The sequence below is a fragment of the Pseudomonas sp. ASL7 genome (genome assembly GCF_056680375.1).
Genome location: NZ_CM155279.1, coordinates 5,002,498 through 5,025,598, shown reverse-complemented (window position 1 = coordinate 5,025,598; position 23,101 = coordinate 5,002,498). Strand labels below are relative to the sequence as shown.

Here is a 23,101-nt window from a genome sequence, read left to right as displayed (position 1 = left end):
CGGCCGCTTGTCATCACTGACAGCGGCCGTTTTGCGTTACGCGGTATGAATCAGCTCAGTACCACTGCGCCACGCTTTTCCAGCTTGCGACGGCGAGCCACGAACAAACCGGCAGCCACCACCAAAACGCTTAGCAGAGCGGTCGCGAGGATCTCCACGCGGTGGGCTTCCTGGAACAGCATGATGGTCAGTGCGCCAACGATGAAGATGATCACTGCGTAGGTCAGGCCTGGGAACAGCCACATGCTGAAGGCGATTTTTTCACCGCGAGCCATACGCTGTTTGCGCATGCGCAATTGCGAAATCGCGATCACCAGGTACACCAGCAACGCGATGGCGCCAGAGCTGGCCAGCAGGAATTCGAACACCGCAGCCGGGGCCACGTAGTTGGCGAATACCGCGAGGAAAGCGGCTGCGGTGGACAGCATCACTGCCCAATACGGCGTGCCGCTGCTGTTGGTGCGCTGGGAAACGGCCGGCGCATCACCGCGCTTGCCCAGGGAGAACATCATGCGCGAAGCGGTGTACAACGCCGAGTTCAGGCAGCTAGTTACCGCAACCAGAACAACGATGTCGACGATCAGCTTGGCATTCGGGATGCCCATGCGTTCCAGCACGGTCTGGTAGGAACCGACGCTAGCCAGGATCGGGTCATTCCATGGCACCAAGGCCACAACGATGAAGATCGATACGAGGTAGAACAAGCCAATCCGCCAGATGACCGAGTTGGTCGCCTTGGAGATTTGCTGGCCAGGGTTCTTCGATTCCGCGGCCGCGATGGTCACGATCTCGGTGCCCATGAAGGAAAACATGGTGGTCAGAATCGCGCCCAGCACAGCGCCCATGCCGTTTGGCAGGAAGCCTTGCGTGTCAAACAGGTGCGAAACACCGCTGACCTGGCTGCTCGGCAGGAAGCCGAAGATCGCCAGAATGCCAAGACCAATGAAACCGATGATCGCCACGACTTTGACCAGGGCGAACCAGAATTCGAACTCACCGTAATTCTTCACACTGAACAGGTTGGTGATCGTCAGCAGCAACGTGATGATCAACGTGAAGGCCCAGATCGCCACACTCGGGAACCAGGCGTGCAGGATGGTCGCGGCGGCGTTGGCTTCCAGCGGGATGACCAGCACCCAGAACCACCAGTACAACCAACCGATAGTGAAACCGGCCCAGTGACCGATCGCGCGATCGGCGTACGTCGAGAAGGAGCCTGTGTCTGGGGACGCGACGGCCATCTCGCCGAGCATGCGCATTACCAGTACCACCAGAGCACCGGCGGCGGCGTAGGCCAACAGCACGGCTGGACCTGCTGCGGCAATGGCGTGACCCGAGCCGACGAACAGACCGGCGCCGATAACACCGGCAATCGACAACATCGTCACATGACGCGGTTTAAGCCCCTGTTCGAGGCCATTAGAGCTTTGGGTACTGCTCATTGAAACTACCTTTGTAAGGAAAAGCGATTACGTCCACCCGGCTTGGGGTTCCTTCTCGTAAAAAGAATCCAACGGGGCGTTCCTGATACTGCACGCAATAATTGCGCCAAAATGTTACAAAACCTTCTGCGCCGGGGTTCTCCTCCTGACCGGACAGTCATCGCAAGTCATTGAGATTAATGGCAATTTGCCAGAACGTTACCCTGCGACCCACTTTCTGGAACGAAATAGCGCACCAGAAACACACCTTGAAAACGTTCAACGCACAATAAAAGTGCGGATCAGCAACGTTTGTCCGGTTAGCGCTTCCAACACCCCGCCAAAGCTGGCAACATCGCGCCTTTTTTTGCGACAGCCACCGCGCTTTTTATTAACAGGCAGGATTCCAAACGGCTGTTCGGTTGATAGCAGCGCGACAGTCTTCTGTATCGATGCGACAACCCGCCACGCACCACCGGTTTACTGCCCGTAGCGCTGTTGGCTGCCATTGGGACGCATGCTAGGTTGGCCGCCTTGCCAGGAAGGCCCGCCAACAGCAGGAGCGCAACACACTATGAGGAACGCACATGGCTGAGGCCACGCCCGCGCTTGAAATCCGCAACTTGCACAAACGCTACGGAAAGCTTGAGGTGCTCAAAGGCATCTCGCTGACCGCCCGCGACGGCGATGTGATCTCGATCCTGGGTTCCTCCGGTTCCGGCAAGTCCACGTTTTTGCGGTGCATCAACCTGCTGGAAAACCCACACCAGGGTCAAATTCTGGTGGCCGGCGAAGAACTCAAGCTCAAGGCTTCCAAAAACGGCGAACTGGTCGCCGCCGATGGAAAGCAGATTAATCGCCTGCGTAGCGAAATTGGTTTTGTGTTTCAAAACTTTAATCTGTGGCCGCACATGAGCGTGCTCGACAACATCATCGAAGCCCCGCGTCGCGTACTCGGCCAAAGCAAGGCCGAGGCCATCGAAGTCGCGGAAGCCTTGCTGGCCAAGGTTGGCATTGCCGACAAACGCCACGCCTACCCCGCAGAACTGTCCGGCGGCCAGCAGCAACGGGCGGCCATTGCCCGCACGCTGGCGATGCAGCCCAAGGTGATCCTGTTCGACGAACCCACCTCGGCCCTTGACCCGGAAATGGTCCAGGAAGTACTTAATGTCATTCGCGCATTGGCCGAGGAAGGCCGCACCATGCTGCTGGTCACCCATGAAATGGGCTTCGCTCGTCAGGTGTCCAGCGAAGTGGTGTTCCTCCACCAAGGCCTGGTAGAAGAGCAAGGATCGCCACAGCAGGTGTTCGAAAACCCGCTTTCGGCACGCTGCAAACAATTCATGTCCAGCAACCGCTAACGGAGCTACCCGCATGCAGAACTACAAAAAAATCTTCCTGGCGGCTGCCGTCACCCTCGCGTTCAGCGCCGGTGCCGCCGCCGAGACCTTGAAGATGGGCATCGAAGCGGCCTACCCGCCGTTCAATAACAAAGATGCCAGTGGCAATGTCGTCGGCTTCGACAAAGAAATCGGCGACGCCCTGTGCGCCAAGATGAAAGTCGAGTGCACCGTGGTCACGTCCGACTGGGACGGCATCATCCCGGCCCTGAACGCCAAGAAGTTCGACTTCCTGATCTCCTCGATGTCGATCACCGACGAGCGCAAACAAGCGGTCGACTTCACCGACCCGTACTACTCCAACAAACTGCAATTCATCGCCAAAAAAGACGTCGACTTCAAAACCGACAAGGCCTCCCTGCAAGGCAAAGTGATCGGCGCACAACGTGCGACCCTCGCCGGCACCTGGATGGAAGACCACATGGCAGGCGTTGAAGTCAAACTCTACGACACTCAGGAAAACGCCTACCTCGACCTGACGTCTGGGCGTCTGGACGGCATTCTGGCCGACAAGTACGTCAACTATGAGTGGCTGAAAAGCGACGCCGGCCGCCCTTACGAGTTCAAAGGCGATCCGGTGGAAGAAAGTGACAAGATCGGTATCGCTGTGCGTAAAGGCGACGCGATCCGCGAGAAGCTGAACGCCGCGCTGAAAGAAATCGTCGCTGACGGCACCTACAAGAAGATCAACGACAAGTACTTCCCGTTCAGCATCTATTGATTCTGACCTGCCGGACCAGCGCCGTTCTCTGACGGCGCCAGTCCCTGGCATTGCCTGCCGCGATTTGAAAAGAAATCCATGACTATCGATCTCTACGGATTCGGCCCGGCGCTTGCCGCTGGCGCGCTGATGACAGTGAAACTGGCACTCTCGGCCCTGAGCCTTGGGCTGGTGCTCGGTCTGCTCGGCGCCTTGGCCAAGACGTCCCCGTACAAGCCGCTGCAATGGCTTGGCGGCACTTATTCGACGCTGGTTCGCGGCATCCCGGAATTGCTCTGGGTGCTGTTGATCTATTTCGGCACGGTCAACCTGATGCGCGCCTTGGGTGAGTTTTTCGGCAACCCCGATCTTGAACTCAATGCTTTCGCTGCTGGCGTGATTGCGCTGGGCTTGTGCTTCGGCGCATACGCCACAGAAGTGTTCCGCGGCGCGATTCTGGCCATCCCCAAAGGTCATCGTGAAGCCGGCGTGGCGCTTGGCTTGTCGAAATTTCGCATTTTCACCAAGCTGATCATGCCGCAGATGTGGCGCATCGCCCTGCCGGGCCTGGGCAACCTGTTCATGATCCTGATGAAAGACACCGCGCTGGTGTCGGTCATCGGCCTGGAAGAAATCATGCGTCACGCGCAGATCGGCGTAACCGTGTCCAAGCAACCGTTCACCTTCTATATGGTGGCCGCGTTCATGTACCTGGGCCTGACGATTCTCGCCATGACCGGCATGCACTTTATGGAAAAACGCGCCGGTCGCGGTTTCGCAAGGAGCACCCAATGAACTGGGAAGTCATCATCAAGTGGCTGCCAAAACTGGCACAAGGCGCGACGCTGACCCTGGAACTGGTGGCCATCGCCGTGATTGCCGGGTTGCTGCTGGCGATTCCGCTCGGCATCGCGCGCTCTTCGCGACTTTGGTACGTGCGGGCAGTGCCATACGGCTACATTTTCTTTTTCCGCGGCACGCCGTTGCTGGTTCAGCTGTTCCTGGTCTATTACGGCCTGGCGCAGTTCGATGCGATCCGTAACAGCTCGATGTGGCCGTACCTGCGCGATCCATTCTGGTGCGCCACAGCGACCATGACCCTGCACACGGCGGCGTACATTGCCGAGATCCTGCGCGGTTCGATCCAAGCGATTCCAAAAGGTGAAATCGAAGCCGCCCGAGCGCTGGGCATGTCCCGCGCCAAAGCCATGTTCTACATCATGCTGCCGCGTGCCGCGCGCATCGGCTTGCCGGCCTACAGCAACGAAGTGATCCTGATGCTCAAGGCCAGCGCCCTGGCCAGCACCGTGACCCTGCTGGAACTGACCGGCATGGCCCGTACCATCATTGCCCGGACCTACCTGCCAGTGGAGATCTTCTTTGCGGCGGGGATGTTCTATCTGCTGATGGCTTACGTTCTGGTGCGCGGCTTCAAGCTGCTGGAGCGCTGGTTGCGCGTCGATGCTTGCCAAGGACGTTAACCCTCACGTGCTGACGGGTGAGGACTTACTCTCCCGTTTCACGGCGCTGGATGCATTTCTGATCGAGCATCAAGCGCTGTGGAAACCTCGACCGTTTACTCATCTGCGGCTTCCCTGGGAAGCGTCCTACCCGGAGCTGGCGTTATGGCTACGGGAACGGTCGCTGGAAGAGGCGGAAAACAGCCACAACCAACCTTGTTTACTCGATGCGCCGCAGCCGTTTGCTTCATTGGCGGCATTATCACTTGAGTTGGGTGCGGTGGGCGAGTTACCGGCTCATGATTTGGAAGCCGCTGGCCATCGGCTGAATGTCGATGTACCGGGGCGTAAATGGCAGCAGATCGAAGCGTTCTCCAGCCGTTTGCAGTTTGCCGACACACCGACACATTGGCTGGACTGGTGCTCGGGAAAGGGGCACTTGGGGCGACGCTTGCTGCAAACAGGTCAGCAGCTCACTTGCCTGGAACACGACCCAGCGCTGGTTGCCAGCGGTCAGGCACTCAGCCAGCGTCATCACATGCATGCCCTGCATGTCGAACAAGATGTGCTCGCGGCGAATGCCGCCTCTATGTTAAATGCCGATCACACGCCCGTAGCGCTTCACGCCTGTGGTGATCTGCATGTGCGATTAATCCAGCTCGCCAGCGCGGCAGGCTGTAAACAATTGGCCATCGCGCCCTGCTGCTATAACCGGATCAGCCTGAGTGAGTATCAGCCGATTTCCTCGGTTGCCTGTCGCTCCGACCTACAGCTGTCACTCGATGATCTCTCACTCCCGGTGAGCGAAACCGTCACTGCCGGCGCCCGCGTCCGACGTCAGCGGGACACCTCGATGGCCCGGCGCCTGGCGTTCGACCTGCTGCAACGGCAACTGCGCGGCGTGGATCAATACCTGCCAACCCCTTCCCTGCCCAGCGCCTGGCTGGACAAACCCTTCGCCGATTACTGCCACCATTTGGCCGCACTCAAAGAGTTATCCACAATCGGCCCGCAAGACTGGTCAGCCCTCGAAACCGCCGGTTGGCAGCGACTGGCAGAAGTGCGCAATCTGGAGCTTTTGCGTGGCCTTTTCCGACGCCCGCTGGAACTTTGGCTGGTACTCGACCGGGCACTTTTCCTCTCCGAACAAGGTTACGTCGTTCGACTCGGCACTTTCTGTGAAACCCCGCTCACACCGCGTAATTTCCTACTCCTGGCCGAGCGTCCCTAAACAGCGATAGCCTGTGGATAACTCTGTTGATGAAATTTTCGAGGATCCAATATTCACGCCTGTTTCGGAGTTGAAACACCGGTGTTCATTTTTCGTACACATGAATAAAAAACCTGAAAAACAGGCATTTGCGAGCAAGTTGAGAACTGATCCACAACTGCGCCCTTGACTGTAGGCGCCACAGGTCTGCGTTGTGCATAAGCGTTAAGCCAAAAGAACATAAACGACCTCGAAAACCTCAACTATCTTTGCCAAGCGTCAGAATTCTCTGACGTCAGGACAGCAAGGAGCTGGGAAAATCATGAGCACATTGAACAGTGCGCAGGAAGCCGTCGATACCGTCGCCAACCAAGCCATTTACGCTGCGCTGCAGCAAACCTTCGCGGTGGGCGGCGCCATCATCAACAATGCAACGGGCGAGGTCATTGCCGCACTACACAACAACGTGCTGATGCCTTTCCCCGGCAGCGGCACCACGTACTTTCTCCCCCATGACCCGACCGCCCACGGCGAGCGACAGTTGGTGGACTGGTACTACGAAAAAGCTGCGTCACTTAATCTGCCGCCACCCAATCAACTGACCATCGTCACCACGCTGGACCCTTGCGCCATGTGCGCCGGTTCACTGCTGACCGCAGGATTTAACGTCGCCGTCAGTGCGATTGATGACTACGCAGGCATCAACTACAACAGCCAGTTCGACTTTCCGTCGCTGCCACCGAAAATCCGCCAACAGGCGCAAGACACGTGGGGTTATTACGCGATTGCAGCGCCGGTCAGCCGGGCTTATCAAGGTTCGACCCGTCCTGTGTTCGGCGGTCAGACCATCGACTCCGCGGCGTACTTCCTCTGCAGCTCGATCTTCTCCGCCAGCGTCAACACCGTGCGCGAGGCCAGCAACAACAGTGGCCTCCCACCGGATCAACTGAAAAACCCGGCCACCCTGCCGGCCAACAGCAAAGTGCGCCAGGCACTGACCGCGCTCAGCCCGTTTGCACTGACCGTGCAATCAGCCAACCCGCGTGACCCCGGCGCAGAACTCGCCCCGCCGCTGCTGAAAACCGCGCAGCAAAGCCCGGTGTTCAATTCGGTGGCACTGATCGATCCGTTCGGCAACCTGCTGGTGTGTCTGGGTGGTGTCGAGAACCAGTCGCCGATTCGTACCGCGTTCATGGAAACCACCCGCAACTACGCGGTCATGCGCTGGACCCTGATGAACGACCCCGACCCGGCGGTTCGCACCCAGGCCGAGCAATACCTGACGCATCCGAAGTACGGCACCTTCGTCTTCCTCTATGCACCCGACCCCACCACGCCACAGGCCGTGATGACCTTCGGCGCCTACGGCTCGACCATGGAAGGCCCAGTGCCACAGAGCTATCCGTCCAACCTGCAATACGTGCTGTTGCCGGGCAACACCACCGCCCAAGCGTTATCGACACTGGCCCAGAACCTCCCGCCGTTCTACACCCAAAGCGTACAAGTAGCGCCCGCACAGGTGCTCAGTCAGGATTTGATCAACGCCGTCAAAAACAGCTTGTAGCTCTGTAAACAATCGCATGAACCAGCCCCGCGCAAGGGTCCGCGAGGCTGGCTTGACCCCTGCGCAAAAATAGTCTGGATTCAGGGGTTTACAGAACCAATCCAATCGCTATAATCGTCGCCCAACACGCCGGTATAGCTCAGTTGGTAGAGCAACTGACTTGTAATCAGTAGGTCCCGGGTTCGACTCCTGGTGCCGGCACCATACAAAACAAAGCCCTCGTAGAAATACGAGGGCTTTGTTGTTTCTGGGGTTTGGCGGATCCAGCCCCGCTTCAGCTCCATCAGTGACTTGATCGCGACTCTTCAGCCAGCACAGACCACATATCCCTATCCGGTTACAACTTCACATCAGCATGGCGTTGACGGTACTCCTGACCTACCTATAATGCATGCCAACACACCCGCCAAGCCTAGGTTGACCCAGTCAGCAAGCTCAAATCGTGCGGGTTTTTTTTGCCTGGAGAAAACTACATGAGGCCCTTCGACAAGCCGGCCCTCAGCGTAGAACAGCAATTGGAACTGCTAAAGCAACGAGGCCTGAATGTCGCCAACAACGACCGGGCCATGCGCTTCCTCGAAGTGGTCACGCTGTTTCGCCTGAGCCCCTATATGCGTCCCTTTCAGGAACAAGGACCTGATCACACTTTCAAGCCCGGTAGCACCCTGAAAGCCGTCGTCGACATTTACCGATTCGATAGCTCATTACGGCGGATAACCATGGACGCCATCGAAAGGGTCGAAGTCGCCATACGAGCAACCATCAGCAACTACATGTGCCCAAAATATGGACCTGACTGGATTGCTGACACGTCGGTCTTTTCTTCGTCCTACTCGCATTCCGGGCTACTACGCCCACTCCGTGAGCAACTGAGTAAAGAGCGAAGTAAATTCGGACGCGAGATTGATCGCATCAAAAAAGGTCGACAGGGAGATGAGCTCCAGCAACAAAGAATCGAAAATCGCATGCGCGATAACTATTTTCGATACTACGGGGCGAGCTACGCCCACCCAGAGCTACCGCCCGCATGGGCGATCCTGGAAGAGCTCAGCCTCGGATCGGTATCCACCCTCTTCAATGCCATTGGCAGAAGTGCCGACAAGAAAGCTATCGCAGCCAGATTCAGCCTGCCATTCGAAGTATTGGCCTCTTGGCTACACACCCTGACCTTCATTCGAAACTGCTGCGCACACCACTCTCGATTATGGAACCGAGAACTCTCAATTCGACCCTCACTACTCAAAGAGTGGACCATCCCAAATGCGGCCGCCGACAGACCTCAGCCAAAGCAACGTCTTTATATTGTGTTGACGATCCTCGCCTATCTGACCGATTTGATCAGTCCAGACAGCCTGTGGAAGCCTCGACTCGCGGAAATCATCGATAACCAGAAATCAACAAACTTGAGCCTCATGGGATTTCAAAGAACTTGGAAACGCCAACCGCAATGGCGCCTCGAGTAAAAAACAGACACAAAAACAAAGCCCTCGTAGAAATACGAGGGCTTTGTTTTTTCCGGGGTTTTAATCTTTAGGTTGCGGCGGAGTCGATCAGTCGAACTCTGTCGACGCCGAAAGATGCTCCCAGGCGTCGATTTCCGCCTGAAGGTGGGTAATTTTTTCGCGCACCAGCCTCACCGCATCCTTACCGAGCAACAAATGAACCGACGGCTTTTCTGCAGCGACCAAAGTCAACAATGCCTGCGCCGCCTTGCGCGGATCGCCAGCCTGCTTGCCACTCTTCTCTTTCCGCGCCTTGCGGACCGAATCGAACACCGCGTCGTACTCACCCAACGTGCGCCCCGAACGGATCATCGAGCGCCCCGCCCATTCGGTACGAAACGAGCCCGGCGCCATGGCGGTCACGTAGATGCCCAGGCTTTCCACTTCTTTGGCCAGCGCTTCACTGACGCCTTCGAGGGCGAATTTACTGCCGCTGTAGTAGGCGATGCCCGGCAAGGTGATGAAGCCGGCCATGGAGGTGATGTTGACGATATGCCCGCTGCGCCGCTCACGCATGCCCGGCAGAACCGCCTTGATCATTGCCACCGCGCCAAACACATTGACGTCGAACTGGCGCTGCATTTCAGTCAGGGGGGACTCTTCGAGAATGCCTTCATGGCCATAACCGGCGTTGTTCACCAACACGTCGATCCGGCCCACCTCGCCCAGGATGTTGGCCACCAGCGGCTCAATCGCCGGAAAGTCGGTGACGTCGAGCACGAACGCTTTGGCGCGATGAGCGTCCAGCGCTTCGAACGCAGCACGCTCGGATTCGCGCCGCACCGTGCCCACCACGGTGTGCTCCGCCGCCAGCGCTGCTTGCGAAAAAGCCAGGCCGAAGCCTGAACTGACCCCGGTAATCAGGAAAACCTTGTGAGTGTTCATGGTGCGCTCTCCAATAACAACGCCGTCGACACTGATCGACGGCGCTGCGGACAGGTCAGGCCTTAGTGACCGGCGCTCTGACCACCATCGACGTGCAGGATTTCGCCGGTGACAAAGTTGGCGCTGTCCAGATACACAACCGCCTGCGCGATATCGCTGATCTCGCCCATGTGCCCGACCGGGTGCAAATTCCCCAGCGCTTCATGTGTTTCTTCGCCGTGCATCGGCGTCTTGATGACGCCTGGGGAAACCGCGTTCACCCGAATCCCGCGCTTGGCGTACTCGATGGCCAGGGATTTGGTCGCAGCGTTCAGGCCGCCTTTGGTCAGCGACGCCAGTACCGACGGCACACCGTCGATGGCGTGGTCTGTCAGGCTGGTGGAGATGTTGACGACGTGGCCACTGCCTTGTTTTTCCATCTCGGTGATGGCGAGTTGGGTGATGTAGAAGAAGCCATTCAGGTTCACCGACAGCACCGCGGCATAGTCTTCCTGGGTGTAAGCGGTGAACGGTTTGGCGACGAAGATCCCGGCGTTGTTGACCAGGGTGTCGATGCGACCAAAACGGGCGATGGCTTCACGGATCACTTGCTGGGCCACCGCCGGGTCGCCGATGTCGCCCGCCACGGTGAGGACGTCCGGGTCGGTGGACGGTTTGATCGAACGCGAAGTAGCGACCACGTTGTAATCCAGATGACGGAACGCTTTAACCATACCTGCGCCGAGACCTTGGGAGGCGCCAGTAATAACGATGACTTTTTTCGAGTTGCTCATGATGAACCTCAACTAATAAATGATGGTTTAAAAAAGTAAGTCATCAGGCTTCGGCGGTTGACTGTGCCATTTGTCTCAGCATTTGTTCGTAGTACTCGACCGACTGCGAACCGGACACCAAATGACGACCGTTGAGGATCATGGCCGGGACTGAATTGATGCCGTGCTGCCGGTAAAACGCTTCAAGCTCACGCACTTCATTGGCGAACGCTCCGGACGCCAACACCTCTTGCGCAGCCGCCGCATCCAGTCCCGCTTTAGCAGCCAGACGGACCAGCGTCTGGCGATCACTCGGGTTCTGCCCTTCGCTGAAGTAAGCGCGCAACAGGATCTTCTTCAGCTCGATCTGCCGCCCTTCCTGCACTGCCCACAACAGCAAGCGGTGAGCATCAAACGTGTTGTAGAAGTGGCTGCGTTTTTCCAGATCGAACGTGAAGCCGATAGCCTCACCGCGAGCAATCTGCATCGCCTTGCCGGCGGCGACTTCCTCGGCGGTCCGTCCGTATTTGCGCATCAAATGCTCGACCGCTTTCTCGCCTGCTGCCGGCATGTCCGGGTTCAATTCGAAGGGCTTGTAGGTCAACTCGACCGAGACTTCACCGGCCACGTTCTTGATCGCATGCTCCAGCGCTGTCGCGCCCAACGCGCACCACGGGCACACCACGTCGGAGATGAAATCGATCGAGACGGACGCGGTCATGACTTCCCCTCCGCCTCAGCCAGTTGCCTGCGGTACTGAGTGGTGGTGATGCCGGCGTAGCCCCAGTTATCGGTGTCGACTTCTTCGATCACGATGTGGGTCAGGTGCGGATCCTTGTTGAGGACGCGTTGCAGGGTTTCAGTGATTTCGGCGATCACCTGAGCTTTCTGCTCCGAGGTAACGCCATCGCGGGTGATTCGAACGCTGACGAAAGGCATGAGGAAGATCTCCAGTGACCTGCTCATCGGGATGATGGGTAGGGGTTGGAGCTCAATGTAGGAGTTTGGCTGGAGGGGATAAAGGTGGGGGCGGGAACATCATTAGTTACTTGGTGTAATGGGTGCAAACTGATTTATAGCCCTGATAACCCCTCTCGGACGATGAATAATCTGTAGGACTTAACCGCCATTCCAGTAGTCCAGTTTTCTACGTGTCGCTGTTTTTCGATTTCAGCGACACGCTCTTGTGATGTGTCGCTGACGACGACACGTACGCCTCGACGCAATCCTGCATTTGCACCGGCCGGACCTCAGAACTTCGAACGGTGTGGCTCGCGTTCATTTTGTGTACAGACTCTAGTAAATCCTTCCGAAACTGGCGCCTAAAAACCTTCAACCCACGTCACGCCCACCACCGCCCAAAAACCGGAGGTGCCCAATGACCAACCCTCAAGATCTGAAAACCATCGGCCTCACCCACTTCTCCTTCCACGCCAACGAACCTCTGTTCCGCATCAACGCCGGTGTCTCGGTGATCCAGGCCCTTTCTCACGCCTCCGATCTGCTCCACGTCACCAAGCTGCTCGCATCAGATGCGGCCATGGTTCGCGACACCGACCGGCATGCCTGGGCGTCTCATTATTTGCAGGATATGAGTAAGGCGATCATTGATGATGTGGTGAAGGTGCTCGACGCGTCGTGTAATAACCGAGCCAGTAACGACGTTCCGTGATCTAAATCGCACGCATGATGAAGGCCCCGAATCAATCGTAAATGCCATTCAGTAAAGGAAATTGTAGGAGCGAGCTTGCTCGCGATGGTCTCAAGAGCGCTGCGTTTAGCCAGTAAACACGCGTTATCGTTAATGACCATCGCGAGCAAGCTCGCTCCTACAGTAGGTCACATACGGGCTCCACTATGGATCGGCGTACGGTTTTCTGTAGGAACATGTTGACCGTCAGGCCGCCTTCGCGAGCAGGCTCGCTCCCACCATTAATCCCCATGAACACAAACCCATCGCCCATAAAAAAAGCGCTGCCATCCCGGCAGCGCTTTTATCAATCCGTTGTTTTTTCTTCTTATCCTTCCATCACATCCCACAACGCTTCCAGCTCCGCCTCGCTGAATAGACCAGCGGGGTAGCGCTCGATCATCGTCCGGCGCGGATCACTCTCTGTGATCTGACGCGTTCCTTTGGACTTCAACCAGTGCGCCAGGATCTGGAGCGATTCGCTGTTTACTGCCAGGGGATGCAACGCCCGCTCGCTCACTACATTCACTTCGGCGTTCATTTCCGCGCTCTCTCCTGGTTTGTGAGCGGCTAACTTATCCAAGGTTTATGACAGAACATCGAAGTTCTCCCCCTCCCTGTTTCACGCCATGTCAGATACAAGAGCTGTGCCAATGTTTCTCACGTGCCGACAAGCGGATACAAAGAAGCCCGCAGTCCAGTAGGACTGCGGGCTTGCCGTGAAACGCCGGGGTTAAACCTGTGGTCGAGCGATTATGTAATTAACTCAAGCTGTTACAACCTCACTCACTGTTTGTGCGGCGCGGGCTGCTGTTGGGTAAGGCAGTGAATATTGCCGCCGCCCAGTAACAGTTCGCGCCCCGGCACCATCACCACTTCGTGCTGCGGGAACAACGCCTGCAGAATCTCCTTTGCCGGACCATCCAGCGGATCGTCGAAGCTCGGGGCAATGATGCCGCCGTTGACGATCAGGAAGTTCACGTAGGAGCCGGCCAGACGAACGGTCGGATTGCGTTCCTGAGTACCGTCCACCGGATCAACGCCCGCACATTCTTCTTCGGTCGCATACAGCGGCCCTGGAATCGGCATCTTGTGCACCGTGAACGGGCGACCTTTGGCGTCGGTGCTGCTTTCCAGCACTTTCATCGCTGCCTGGCAACGCGGGTAGTTCGGGTCTTGCGGGTCGTCGGTCCAGGCCAACAGCACTTCACCTGGACGCACGTAGCAGCAGAAGTTATCCACATGGCCATCGGTTTCGTCGTTGAACAAACCGTCCGGCAGCCAGATGATTTTATCCACAGCCAGATTCGCGCAGAGCATCGCTTCGATTTCCGTACGGTTCAGGTGCGGATTGCGATTGCGGTTGAGCAGGCATTCTTCGGTGGTGATCAGGGTGCCTTCGCCGTCAACGTGGATCGAACCGCCTTCGAGCACGAAGCCCTCGGTGCGGTAGCGCTGGCTGCGCTCGATCTCGAGGATCTTGCCGCCCACCTGCGAATCACGGTTCCACGGCGAATACAGACCCCCGTCGAAGCCGCCCCATGAGTTGAAGTCCCAGTTCACACCACGGACTTCACCGCTGTTATTGATGACGAACGTCGGGCCGGTGTCGCGAACCCAGGCGTCATCACTGGACATTTCCACTACGCGAATATTCGGCACGTCGAGACGGGCACGGGCGTTTTCGTACTGGCCTGCGGAAACCGCGACCGTCACCGGTTCGAAACGCGCGATGGCCTTGGCCACCGCCACGTGTGCGGCTTGCGCCGGTTTGCCGCCCAGGCGCCAGTTGTCCGGGCGCTCGGGCCAGATCATCCAGGTTTGGGTCTGTGGCGCCCACTCGGCCGGCATGTAAAAGCCATCGACGCGGGGTGTGCTGTTTAAAGTGGTCATTACGATCAGGACTCCAGGGATCCGTCGAGGGTTTTGATAGCACCATACAGGTTCGGGCGACGATCACGAAAGGAGCCCCAGGCGCTGCGGATGTGCTCCAGCTCATCGAGGTCGAAGCTGTGGACCAAAACGCCTTCTTCGGTTTTGTCGAGTTCCTGGACCTTCTCGCCGAACTGGTTGGCGATGAATGAAGAACCGTAGAAAGTAATGTCGTAGCCGTCCTGCTCTTCGTTGCCGATACGGTTGCTGGCGATCAACGGCATCAGGTTGGCACCGGCATGGCCTTGTTGCACGCGCTGCCAGTGGTCACGGGACGAAATGGTTTTGTCGTGAGGCTCGCTGCCGATCGCCGTTGGGTAGAACAGAATTTCCGCACCTTGCAACGCCATGCTGCGGGCGCATTCCGGGAACCACTGGTCCCAGCAGATGCCGACACCGATTTTCGCGTAACGGGTGTTCCAGACTTTGAAGCCGGTATCGCCCGGGTTGAAGTAATACTTTTCGTGGTAGCCAGGGCCATCCGGGATGTGGCTTTTACGATAAATCCCGAGGTTGCTGCCATCGGCATCGATGATCGCGATGCTGTTGAAACGCGCGCGGCCAGCCAGCTCGTAGAAGCTGATCGGCAGAACGACTTGCAGTTCTGCGGCAACTTTCTGGAAATGCTTGATGGCGACGTTGTCTTCAACCGTCGTGGCCAGCTGCAGGTAATCCGGATTCGGCTTCTGACAGAAGTACGGGGCCTCGAACAGTTCCTGGATCAGGATGATCTGCGCGCCTTTGGCGGCAGCCTCACGGACCAGCTTTTCGGCAGTCTCGATGTTGGCTTCAAGGTCCCAGGAACAGGCCATCTGGGTGGCGGCAACGGTAACGATACGGCTCATGAATCATCTCCGGGAAGTGCTGAGGGTCGAGTGTGGCATCGACCGATGACAGAAATGGGACGCACCGGGCGTGGAGGTTCACGCCGTGGGCAATGGCGACTTTATAGCCGATAAAAATCGGCTTTAAAAGCTATAAATATGCCTTCTGTCTAAAATCACACACTTAAACCCGATAACAATCGAATTAAAACACTGTTCCTTTGTGGGAGCGAGCTTGCTCGCGATGAGGCCGGATCAGCCAACATTGATGTTGAATGCAAGGCCGCCATCGCGAGCAAGCTCGCTCCCACAGGGGATAGGGGTTTACAAACCTTCTGCCAACACCTTCGCCAACATGTCGACAAAGAAATCCACGCTGCGGCGCGAGGTGACCATCGGCGGTTTGATCTTGAGGACGTTCAGGTAATCGCCGGTTGGCTGCATGAAAATTCCCAATTCACGCAGACGATCGCACAGCGCCGCGGTTTCTCCAGTCGCTGGCTCCAGGGTTTCGCGGTTGCGGATCAACTCGACACCCAGATAGAAGCCCGAACCATGCACCGCGCCCACCAGCGGATGAATATCGATCAGCGCTTCAAGACGCTCCTTGAAATAGCCGCCCACGACCTGGGCGTTTTCCCACAGTTTTTCTTCTTCCATCACATCCAGCACCGCCATGCCGATCTGGCAACTGACCGGACTGCCGCCAGCCGACGAAAAGAAATAGCCCTCCGCCTCCAGCGCTTCGGCGATTTCCCGGCGCGTGATCACCGCGCCCAGTGGCTGACCGTTGCCCATGCCCTTGGCCATGGTGATGATGTCCGGCACCACGCCCTGCTCTTCAAAGCCCCAGAAGAAATTGCCCATGCGGCCGTAACCGACCTGCACTTCGTCGGCGATGCACACCCCGCCCTGAGCGCGAACCAATGCGTAGACCTGCTTCAAATACCCCGCCGGCAGCGAGATGCCGCCAGCATTGCCGTACACCGGCTCGCAAATGAAACCGGCCAGCTGGCGTCCTTTCGCAGCGATTTTCGCCAGGTTGTGTTCAACGCTGCGCACGTAATCCGGCGCACTGTCCGGGCCACGGAATTCGCCGCGATAGGTGTTCGGCGCGGTCACCGGATGCACCCAGTCGGGACGGCTGCTCAAGGCCTTGGGGTTATCCGCGATCGAGGTCGAGACCGCGTCCGCTCCCACCGTCCAGCCGTGATAGGCCTCCAGCACGCTGAGCATGTCGCGGCCGCCGCTGTAGGCCCAGGCCAGACGAATGGCCAGGTCGTTGGCCTCGCTGCCACTGTTGACCAGGAACACGCGATCCATGGTGTCCGGTGACAATTTCAGTAGGCGTTCGGAAAATTCGGCTACCGCTGCGTAGTTAAACCGCGAGTTGGTGTTGAGCAGCGACCATTGGCGGCTGGCGACAGCGGCCATGCGCGGATGACCGTGACCGAGCACCGCGACGTTGTTGAGCATGTCGAGGTAGGAGCGGCCCTGCATGTCGATCAAGTGATTGCGCCAGCCGCGTTCAATGCGCGGCGGGTCGACGTAATAGTGCTTCTGGGTTCGTGCAAAACTGGCGGCGCGGCGGGTCAGCAACGCCTGCGAATCAAGCTCTGCTTCAGCATCACAGGCCAGCCCGAGCAGCGCCGCTGGCGACGGGCACAACGCTTGCCAGGCCGCCGCGCGCGAAGGCGTGCAAAACAGTGGCGCATCAAGCTGAGCGCCGCGCCACAACTGCACGATCAACGGCCCGCTCACCGAGCCCAGGACTTGGCCCTTCACTAAAGCAGCGCCGGTATGCAGCAACGGCGTCACGCCCCACAGCCGCACACTCAATTGCGGGCCATCCAGCTGCAACACGCCTGGCGCTGGCTGGTGGACCACCCCGGCAAAAGGCGATTCCACTGCCGTACCGTGGGGCACTCGCAACTCGACGTGCAATGGGCAGGTGTCGGGTTCCGTGGCGGTGTCCGGGCGTGTGCGAGACAAACGGTATTGCCCATAACGACTGGCCGCCAGTCCATGGACGGCGGCAGCTTCGTTCAACAGACGCTGATCGATGCCCTCCTGCTCCCAGTTACCGGCCTCGAAATGCGCGCTGAGCACGCCCAAATCAATCAACGCGAATTCACCTCCCACCAGGCTCGGCAGCAGCGGCGCAAAGCCTTCGCCGTCAATGCTCGGCAGGCTCTGGCCGACAGATGCCAGGATCGCCGCTTCCATCAACGCCAGTGGCACCGACGTCGCAACGCGGAAAATTTCCCACTCGTGGATAAGGTTGTCGCGGCTGTATTCGTTGCCGGGATCGATACTCACCTGCTGTTCGCCGCTGAGCACCAACACTGCCGCACGGGCGACAATCAGCGGCCAGAGCGCCAGCAGCTCTTCATACTGCAACGGATTGACCGCGTGATACGCCTGGACCGCCGGCAAAATGCAGAACGGATCGCCATCGGCGTGATGCAACAAGGCCGCGCACGTCACCGACAGATCGGTGATGCGCCAGGTCCGGATCAGGTCGCCAAAATCAATCACGCCCTGCAATTGCCACTGCCGTTGCGAGTCCCGCTGCCAGACCACGTTATCGTCGGTGATGTCCATGTGAATGGCTTGCACCGGCAACTTATCTACCCATGGCTGCAAATGGCGCTCGGCCTGCTCGGCCGCTTTGGCGATCTGCCTGCGTTGCTGATCATCCTTGATGACCGGCAGCAAATGCGCGATCAATGCGTGGGCGTGCCGCGCGTCCCATTGCAGGGTGCGCTCGAGGCCCGGGTGGTCGAAACCGGCCAGCGCCAGGTCCATTTCGCCACAGAGCCGACCGAAGCCAGCCACTACCGAGCCCGGCAGATGATCAAGGTGTGTGAGCGATTGGCCTTCGATGTAGTCGAGCAGGCGCACATGCACCGCTTGGCCGTCGACGTCCAGCGAGAGCAGGTCCGCACCGTTTTTGGCAGGGATTACGCGCGGCACGTGAACCTCGGGATGTGTGCCCAGATGCTTGAGCCCCGCGTGCTGCGCGTGCAACTCAAGCGCCGAGTAGTCACCCCTGCAGATTTTCAGGACAAAACGCCCCTGGTCACTGTCGACGCGGTAGTTCAGATCCTGCTGGCTGCCGAGCGCCTGCAACCTGCCGCTCAGCCCGTAATGTCCCTCCAGCAGCTCTAGCGCTTGCTCCGCAGACACTTGCGGGCTGGGCAAACTGGCGCGATGAATCAACGTGGCGAGCGGCATACAACGACCCCTGGAATTTTATAAGGCGTTTATATCGCCACTGCTTCGAACGATACGCAACCCCCTACCATGGTTGACGAACGAAACAGGGCTACTACTGTCTTTAACTATCAGTCGCACTGTTTGCCACTTTACGTAAGAATATGTGCCATCAACGTCTATCGCTGGAGAAACACCATGAATGTAGTCACCACCGATCTGCCCGGTGTTCTGATCATCGAACCCAAGGTATTTGGTGACGAGCGTGGCTTTTTTTACGAGAGCTTCAATGCCAAGGCTTTCGCGGAAGCGACGGGCCTGGACACGAATTTCGTTCAGGACAACCATTCCCGCTCGCAAAAAGGCGTGTTGCGCGGGCTGCATTACCAACTGGAAAATACCCAGGGCAAACTGGTTCGCGTCACGGCCGGCGAAGTACTCGACGTGGCCGTCGACATTCGTCGTAGCTCGCCGCATTTCGGCAAATGGGTGGCTGTGCGTTTGTCAGCCGAGAACAATCGGCAGCTCTGGATCCCGGAAGGTTTTGCTCATGGTTTCGTGGTACTGAGCGATTTCGCCGAGTTCCTGTACAAAACCACCGACTACTACACGCCGTCAGCCGAGCGCTGCATTCGGTGGAACGACCCGGACCTGGCCATCGACTGGCAACTGGACGAAGCACCGCAACTGTCCGGCAAGGATCAGGTTGGCGCGTTTTTCAAGGACGCTGACGTCTTTCCCTGAATCATGGCGCGCACACTGCACCTGCAAGCCTAGGCATAATGCGTCTGTCCCCACAGGCGCTTGATGCTCATGACTCCGACCCTCCCCCGCAGACCCCGCTGGCGCAGCCTGGCCCTGCTCGCGCTGTGCCTGGCGCCGTTGCTGTGGCCGCTGCAGCATCTGGCTGAACGTTATTACCGCAACGAACTGGCTGGGCAGAACCGTCAGACCCTCGACCTCTACGTCGCCAACTTGCTGGGCACCCTCCACCGTTACGAAGTACTGCCGCAGATCCTCGGCGACCTGCCGGCCCTGCGTGCGGTCCTTGGTGCGCCGGAAGACGGTGTCACCCAAGGCAACGCCAACCGTTTGCTGAAAAGCATCAGCGCCCAGACCGGCGCCGAAGTCATGTACCTGATGGACACCACCGGCAAGACCCTCGCGGCCTCCAATTGGGACAAGCACGACAGTTTTGTCGGGCGCAATTTTTCCTTCCGGCCGTATTTCAGCGAAGCCATGGCAGGACGGCTCGGACGCTTTTTCGGCTTGGGTACAACGTCCGCCAAACGCGGCTACTTCTTCGCCGCAGCGGTGCGTGATGGCGAAAAAATTCTCGGCGTGCTGGTGGTCAAGGTCGACCTCGACCACACCGAAAGTCTCTGGGGCAAAACCCCGGAACAACTGCTGGTGACTGACCATAACGGCGTCGTCATTATCACGTCGCGGCCCGAGTGGCGTTTCCGCTCGACCCGCGAATTGAGCGTGGAAGAAAGCAAGGCCATTACCACGATCCAACCCTACCCGACCCGCGATCCCAAGACGTTGACGCTCAACCCCAATGCCTGGCTGATCCAGACTCGTCCGATCGAAGAAACCGGCTGGAGTGTCAACATCCTTGCACCCCGTACGCTGATCGATCGCCCGGTACGCACCGTCGTCGCCATTGGTGGTGCAACGTTGTTGGTGCTCATGCTGTTGCTCGGTCTGATGATGCAGCGTCGTCGCCATTACCTGGAACGGATCGCCTTCGAAGCCAAGGCCCGTCGCGAACTGGAAGGTCGGGTGGCCGAGCGGACCAGCGATCTGGAAGGCCTTAACCGTCGACTGAAACAGGAAGTACTGGAGCGCGAACAGGCCCAGCAAGAGTTGGTTCGCGCCCAGGATGATCTGGTTCAGGCCGGCAAGCTTTCAGCGCTGGGCACCATGTCCGCGAGCATCAGCCATGAACTGAATCAACCGTTGGCGGCGATCCGCAGCTACGCGGAAAACGCCGAAGTGTTGCTCGACCATCAGCGCACCGACGATGCGCGTGGCAACCTCAAGTTGATCAGCGAGCTGACCGGGCGCATGGCCTCGATCATCGCCCACCTGCGGGCCTTTGCCCGACGCGATCGCCATGCCCCGGAAAGCGTCGCCCTGCAACCGGCGCTGGACGATGCGTTGGCCTTGCTGGCCAAACGGCGGCGAAGCATGGAGGTCGAGTTGATCCGCGATCTGCCGGCTGCCACCCTGTGGGTCGAGGCCGGGGAGACCCGCCTGCGCCAGGTGCTGGGCAATCTGCTGGCCAACGCCCTGGACGCGCTGACCGAAAAAGGTCCGCCGCGTAAACTCTGGTTAAGTGCCCAATCCACTGCCGAAGGCGTCAATCTGTACATCCGCGACAACGGTCCCGGCTTTTGCATGGAAGCCCTGGGCCGCGCCAGCGAACCCTTCTACACCACCAAAACCCGCACGCAGGGTCTTGGTTTGGGACTGGCGATTTGCGAAACCCTGATGCGTGCCTTCGGTGGTGAACTGTCGTTCGCCAACCACAAGGAAGGCGGCGCGCTGATTACCCTGAAGTTGCGCGCCGGCGCACCGGGCGTAAGCCTGCAACCCTCCGAGGACCGAAGTGCATGACCATCGACAACCGCATCCAGGTCGTGCTGATCGACGACGATCCCCACCTGCGTCAGGCCTTGAGCCAGACACTGGATCTGGCCGGGTTGAAAATCCTGCCGCTGGCCGAAGCCAAAGGCCTCGCCGCGCAACTTGAGCGCGACTGGCCCGGCGTGGTGGTCAGTGACATCCGGATGCCTGGCATGGATGGTCTCGAATTGTTGACCGAACTGCACGCCCAGGACCCGGAGCTGCCGGTGCTGCTCATCACCGGCCACGGCGATGTGCCGCTGGCGGTGCAAGCCATGCGTGCCGGGGCCTATGACTTTCTGGAGAAGCCTTTCGCCAGCGATGCCCTGCTCGACAGCGTGCGCCGCGCCCTGGCCTTGCGCCGGTTGGTGCTGGACAACCGCAGCCTGCGTCTGGCCCTGAGCGATCGCAACGAATTGAGCACCCGCCTCGTCGGGCAATCGGCACCGATGCTGCGTTTGCGCGAGCAAATCGGCGCATTGGCGGCGACCAAGGCGGACGTGCTGATCCTCGGTGAAACCGGGGCGGGCAAAGAAGTGGTGGCCCGGGCACTGCACGATTTGTCGAACCGTCGCACCGGTCCGTTCGTAGCCATCAACGCCGGCGCGCTGGCCGAATCGGTGGTGGAAAGCGAGCTGTTCGGTCATGAGCCGGGCGCGTTCACCGGCGCGCAGAAACGTCGCATCGGCAAGTTCGAATTCGCCAATGGCGGCACCCTGTTTCTCGATGAAATCGAAAGCATGAGCCTGGATGTGCAGGTGAAATTACTGCGCTTGCTGCAAGAGCGAGTGGTCGAGCGCTTGGGCGGCAATCAGCTGATCCCGCTGGACATCCGCATCATTGCGGCGACCAAGGAAGACCTGCGCCAATCCGCCGATCAGGGGCGCTTCCGTGCCGACTTGTATTACCGCCTGAACGTCGCGCCGTTGCGTATTCCTGCGCTGCGCGAGCGTGGCGAAGATGCGCTGATGCTGTTCCAGCATTTTGCCGATGAAGCCAGCGCGCGCCACGGGTTGCCACCTCATGAACTGCAACCGGGGCAACGCGCCCTGCTCCTGCGCCACACCTGGCCAGGCAACGTGCGCGAACTGCAGAACGCTGCCGAGCGCTTTGCCTTGGGCCTGGAGCTGGCACTGGACAACAACACGTCGCAAGGCGCTGGCGGCTCAATGGTTGAAGTGGTCAGCGGTGGCCTCAGCGAGCAAGTGGAACACTTCGAGAAGAGCCTGATCGCCGCTGAACTGGCGCGTTCTCACAGCTCCGTGCGCAGTCTCGCCGAAGCGCTGGGTATTCCGCGCAAGACCTTGCACGACAAACTGCGCAAGCATGGGTTGAACTTCGCCGACGGTGGCGCCAGCAGCCAGCACGATGATCTCGATTGAACTGCCATCAAATCATCCTTTTCAAACAAGAGGCCTATGAATGAACCGCGACAGTCGTCACCTGGAATCAGTCCTCCATCGCGATATTCCCCTGACGCGGGAAATGGGCATCAAAGTGCTCGACTGGCATGACCAGCAGTTACGTCTGTACTTGCCGCTGGACGCCAACATCAACCACAAGAGCACCATGTTTGGCGGCAGCCTGTATTGCGGCGCGGTACTGGCCGGTTGGGGCTGGTTGCATTTGCGCCTGCGTGAAGAAGGGATTGAAGACGGGCACATCGTGATTCAGGAAGGCCAGATCAGCTATCCGTTGCCGGTGACCACCGATGCGACAGCGATATGCCCGGCGCCCAGTGCGGCAGTGTGGAAGAAATTTTTGGCGATGTATGAGCGCTATGGCCGGGCGCGTTTGACGCTGCATACGCGAGTCGTCAATGCCGGGAGTGAAGACGCTGCGGTGACGTTTACCGGGCAGTACGTCCTACACCGCTAGCCGTTTTGTGTAGGAGCGAGCTTGCTCGCGATGGGC

The 23,101-nt window shown here is 58.7% G+C and carries 21 protein-coding genes and 1 tRNA gene; 13 read left to right on the top strand and 9 right to left on the bottom strand.

Features of this window, described 5'->3' with window-relative positions; all coding sequences use genetic code 11:
* Window positions 1-50 precede the first annotated feature (50 nt).
* On the bottom strand, window positions 51-1,442 hold the full coding sequence (gene gabP, locus AC1MDT_RS23330; RefSeq protein WP_480419144.1) for a GABA permease: 1,392 nt from the start codon (window positions 1,440-1,442) through the stop codon (window positions 51-53).
* 566 nt (window positions 1,443-2,008) lie between these two features.
* On the opposite strand from gabP, the gene AC1MDT_RS23325 reads away from it, so the two are divergent.
* The 8 genes from AC1MDT_RS23325 to AC1MDT_RS23290 all read left to right on the top strand — a co-directional run bounded on the left by AC1MDT_RS23325 (window position 2,009) and on the right by AC1MDT_RS23290 (window position 9,218).
* Window positions 2,009-2,782 (top strand): ABC transporter ATP-binding protein, encoded by a 774-nt coding sequence (locus AC1MDT_RS23325; RefSeq protein WP_480419143.1) that lies wholly within the window; start codon window positions 2,009-2,011, stop codon window positions 2,780-2,782.
* 13 nt (window positions 2,783-2,795) lie between these two features.
* Window positions 2,796-3,542 carry an ABC transporter substrate-binding protein gene (locus AC1MDT_RS23320; RefSeq protein WP_480419142.1) on the top strand — a complete coding sequence of 249 codons (747 nt, stop codon included), beginning with the start codon at window positions 2,796-2,798 and terminating at the stop codon, window positions 3,540-3,542.
* Between the two features lie 78 nt (window positions 3,543-3,620).
* The gene (locus AC1MDT_RS23315; RefSeq protein WP_480419141.1) at window positions 3,621-4,316 is read left to right on the top strand and encodes an ABC transporter permease; all 696 of its coding nucleotides are present in this window, start codon (window positions 3,621-3,623) and stop codon (window positions 4,314-4,316) included.
* The gene (locus AC1MDT_RS23310) at window positions 4,313-5,002 is read left to right on the top strand and encodes an ABC transporter permease (RefSeq protein WP_480419140.1); all 690 of its coding nucleotides are present in this window, start codon (window positions 4,313-4,315) and stop codon (window positions 5,000-5,002) included. The genes AC1MDT_RS23315 and AC1MDT_RS23310 overlap by 4 nt, the downstream gene beginning before the upstream one ends.
* On the top strand, window positions 4,983-6,212 hold the full coding sequence (locus AC1MDT_RS23305; RefSeq protein WP_480419139.1) for a methyltransferase: 1,230 nt from the start codon (window positions 4,983-4,985) through the stop codon (window positions 6,210-6,212). Before AC1MDT_RS23310 ends, AC1MDT_RS23305 begins: the two co-directional genes overlap by 20 nt.
* Before the next feature lie 301 nt (window positions 6,213-6,513).
* Complete coding sequence (locus AC1MDT_RS23300) at window positions 6,514-7,755, top strand: nucleoside deaminase (RefSeq protein ID WP_480419138.1); 1,242 nt, start codon at window positions 6,514-6,516, stop codon at window positions 7,753-7,755.
* Between the two features lie 128 nt (window positions 7,756-7,883).
* A tRNA-Thr gene (locus AC1MDT_RS23295) sits at window positions 7,884-7,959 on the top strand.
* A 269-nt stretch (window positions 7,960-8,228) separates the two neighbouring features.
* The gene (locus AC1MDT_RS23290) at window positions 8,229-9,218 is read left to right on the top strand and encodes an Abi family protein (RefSeq protein ID WP_480419137.1); all 990 of its coding nucleotides are present in this window, start codon (window positions 8,229-8,231) and stop codon (window positions 9,216-9,218) included.
* A gap of 87 nt (window positions 9,219-9,305) precedes the next feature.
* Here AC1MDT_RS23290 and AC1MDT_RS23285 read toward each other — a convergent pair whose 3' ends face one another.
* The 4 genes from AC1MDT_RS23285 to AC1MDT_RS23270 all read right to left on the bottom strand — a co-directional run bounded on the left by AC1MDT_RS23285 (window position 9,306) and on the right by AC1MDT_RS23270 (window position 11,833).
* Window positions 9,306-10,142 (bottom strand): oxidoreductase, encoded by an 837-nt coding sequence (locus AC1MDT_RS23285; protein ID WP_480419136.1) that lies wholly within the window; start codon window positions 10,140-10,142, stop codon window positions 9,306-9,308.
* A 62-nt stretch (window positions 10,143-10,204) separates the two neighbouring features.
* Window positions 10,205-10,915, bottom strand: a complete 711-nt coding sequence (locus AC1MDT_RS23280; protein WP_480419135.1) for an SDR family NAD(P)-dependent oxidoreductase — start codon at window positions 10,913-10,915, stop codon at window positions 10,205-10,207.
* Between the two features lie 43 nt (window positions 10,916-10,958).
* The gene (locus AC1MDT_RS23275; protein ID WP_480419134.1) at window positions 10,959-11,615 is read right to left on the bottom strand and encodes a DsbA family oxidoreductase; all 657 of its coding nucleotides are present in this window, start codon (window positions 11,613-11,615) and stop codon (window positions 10,959-10,961) included.
* Window positions 11,612-11,833, bottom strand: coding sequence for a tautomerase family protein (locus AC1MDT_RS23270; protein ID WP_201256630.1), 222 nt, complete (start codon window positions 11,831-11,833; stop codon window positions 11,612-11,614). The genes AC1MDT_RS23275 and AC1MDT_RS23270 overlap by 4 nt, the downstream gene beginning before the upstream one ends.
* Window positions 11,834-12,272: 439 nt before the next feature.
* On the opposite strand from AC1MDT_RS23270, the gene AC1MDT_RS23265 reads away from it, so the two are divergent.
* Entirely contained in the window at window positions 12,273-12,566 is a 294-nt protein-coding gene (locus AC1MDT_RS23265) for a DUF3077 domain-containing protein (RefSeq protein WP_480419133.1), read from the top strand.
* 346 nt (window positions 12,567-12,912) lie between these two features.
* On the opposite strand, the gene AC1MDT_RS23260 is transcribed toward AC1MDT_RS23265, so the two are convergent.
* From AC1MDT_RS23260 to AC1MDT_RS23245, 4 genes are all read right to left on the bottom strand, one after another.
* Window positions 12,913-13,125 (bottom strand): hypothetical protein, encoded by a 213-nt coding sequence (locus AC1MDT_RS23260; protein WP_480419132.1) that lies wholly within the window; start codon window positions 13,123-13,125, stop codon window positions 12,913-12,915.
* 245 nt (window positions 13,126-13,370) lie between these two features.
* On the bottom strand, window positions 13,371-14,477 hold the full coding sequence (gene aguA, locus AC1MDT_RS23255; protein WP_480419131.1) for an agmatine deiminase: 1,107 nt from the start codon (window positions 14,475-14,477) through the stop codon (window positions 13,371-13,373).
* Window positions 14,478-14,482: 5 nt separating this feature from the next.
* Window positions 14,483-15,361, bottom strand: coding sequence for an N-carbamoylputrescine amidase (gene aguB / locus AC1MDT_RS23250; protein WP_480419130.1), 879 nt, complete (start codon window positions 15,359-15,361; stop codon window positions 14,483-14,485).
* A 303-nt stretch (window positions 15,362-15,664) separates the two neighbouring features.
* Window positions 15,665-18,577, bottom strand: coding sequence for an aminotransferase (locus AC1MDT_RS23245; protein WP_480419129.1), 2,913 nt, complete (start codon window positions 18,575-18,577; stop codon window positions 15,665-15,667).
* A 177-nt stretch (window positions 18,578-18,754) separates the two neighbouring features.
* Between AC1MDT_RS23245 and rfbC the strand changes: the two genes are divergently transcribed.
* The 4 genes from rfbC (at window position 18,755) to AC1MDT_RS23225 (ending at window position 23,065) form a co-directional block, all read left to right on the top strand.
* Window positions 18,755-19,300: a dTDP-4-dehydrorhamnose 3,5-epimerase gene (rfbC, locus tag AC1MDT_RS23240; protein WP_480419128.1), complete on the top strand. Its 546-nt coding sequence runs from the start codon at window positions 18,755-18,757 to the stop codon at window positions 19,298-19,300.
* Window positions 19,301-19,369: 69 nt separating this feature from the next.
* On the top strand, window positions 19,370-21,178 hold the full coding sequence (locus tag AC1MDT_RS23235) for a sensor histidine kinase (RefSeq protein WP_480419127.1): 1,809 nt from the start codon (window positions 19,370-19,372) through the stop codon (window positions 21,176-21,178).
* Window positions 21,175-22,569 (top strand): sigma-54-dependent transcriptional regulator, encoded by a 1,395-nt coding sequence (locus AC1MDT_RS23230; protein ID WP_480419126.1) that lies wholly within the window; start codon window positions 21,175-21,177, stop codon window positions 22,567-22,569. Before AC1MDT_RS23235 ends, AC1MDT_RS23230 begins: the two co-directional genes overlap by 4 nt.
* A 40-nt stretch (window positions 22,570-22,609) precedes the next feature.
* Window positions 22,610-23,065, top strand: coding sequence for a YiiD C-terminal domain-containing protein (locus AC1MDT_RS23225; protein ID WP_480419125.1), 456 nt, complete (start codon window positions 22,610-22,612; stop codon window positions 23,063-23,065).
* Window positions 23,066-23,101: the final 36 nt, after the last annotated feature.

Bases quoted from the DNA above. Each gene is read 5' to 3' on its own strand.
- gabP (WP_480419144.1), bottom strand. From the start codon at position 1,442: ATGAGCAGTACCCAAAGCTCTAATGGCCTCGAACAGGGGCTTAAACCG.
- AC1MDT_RS23325 (WP_480419143.1), top strand. From the start codon at position 2,009: ATGGCTGAGGCCACGCCCGCGCTTGAAATCCGCAACTTGCACAAACGC.
- AC1MDT_RS23320 (WP_480419142.1), top strand. From the start codon at position 2,796: ATGCAGAACTACAAAAAAATCTTCCTGGCGGCTGCCGTCACCCTCGCG.
- AC1MDT_RS23315 (WP_480419141.1), top strand. From the start codon at position 3,621: ATGACTATCGATCTCTACGGATTCGGCCCGGCGCTTGCCGCTGGCGCG.
- AC1MDT_RS23310 (WP_480419140.1), top strand. From the start codon at position 4,313: ATGAACTGGGAAGTCATCATCAAGTGGCTGCCAAAACTGGCACAAGGC.
- AC1MDT_RS23305 (WP_480419139.1), top strand. From the start codon at position 4,983: ATGCTTGCCAAGGACGTTAACCCTCACGTGCTGACGGGTGAGGACTTA.
- AC1MDT_RS23300 (WP_480419138.1), top strand. From the start codon at position 6,514: ATGAGCACATTGAACAGTGCGCAGGAAGCCGTCGATACCGTCGCCAAC.
- AC1MDT_RS23290 (WP_480419137.1), top strand. From the start codon at position 8,229: ATGAGGCCCTTCGACAAGCCGGCCCTCAGCGTAGAACAGCAATTGGAA.
- AC1MDT_RS23285 (WP_480419136.1), bottom strand. From the start codon at position 10,142: ATGAACACTCACAAGGTTTTCCTGATTACCGGGGTCAGTTCAGGCTTC.
- AC1MDT_RS23280 (WP_480419135.1), bottom strand. From the start codon at position 10,915: ATGAGCAACTCGAAAAAAGTCATCGTTATTACTGGCGCCTCCCAAGGT.
- AC1MDT_RS23275 (WP_480419134.1), bottom strand. From the start codon at position 11,615: ATGACCGCGTCCGTCTCGATCGATTTCATCTCCGACGTGGTGTGCCCG.
- AC1MDT_RS23270 (WP_201256630.1), bottom strand. From the start codon at position 11,833: ATGCCTTTCGTCAGCGTTCGAATCACCCGCGATGGCGTTACCTCGGAG.
- AC1MDT_RS23265 (WP_480419133.1), top strand. From the start codon at position 12,273: ATGACCAACCCTCAAGATCTGAAAACCATCGGCCTCACCCACTTCTCC.
- AC1MDT_RS23260 (WP_480419132.1), bottom strand. From the start codon at position 13,125: ATGAACGCCGAAGTGAATGTAGTGAGCGAGCGGGCGTTGCATCCCCTG.
- aguA (WP_480419131.1), bottom strand. From the start codon at position 14,477: ATGACCACTTTAAACAGCACACCCCGCGTCGATGGCTTTTACATGCCG.
- aguB (WP_480419130.1), bottom strand. From the start codon at position 15,361: ATGAGCCGTATCGTTACCGTTGCCGCCACCCAGATGGCCTGTTCCTGG.
- AC1MDT_RS23245 (WP_480419129.1), bottom strand. From the start codon at position 18,577: ATGCCGCTCGCCACGTTGATTCATCGCGCCAGTTTGCCCAGCCCGCAA.
- rfbC (WP_480419128.1), top strand. From the start codon at position 18,755: ATGAATGTAGTCACCACCGATCTGCCCGGTGTTCTGATCATCGAACCC.
- AC1MDT_RS23235 (WP_480419127.1), top strand. From the start codon at position 19,370: ATGACTCCGACCCTCCCCCGCAGACCCCGCTGGCGCAGCCTGGCCCTG.
- AC1MDT_RS23230 (WP_480419126.1), top strand. From the start codon at position 21,175: ATGACCATCGACAACCGCATCCAGGTCGTGCTGATCGACGACGATCCC.
- AC1MDT_RS23225 (WP_480419125.1), top strand. From the start codon at position 22,610: ATGAACCGCGACAGTCGTCACCTGGAATCAGTCCTCCATCGCGATATT.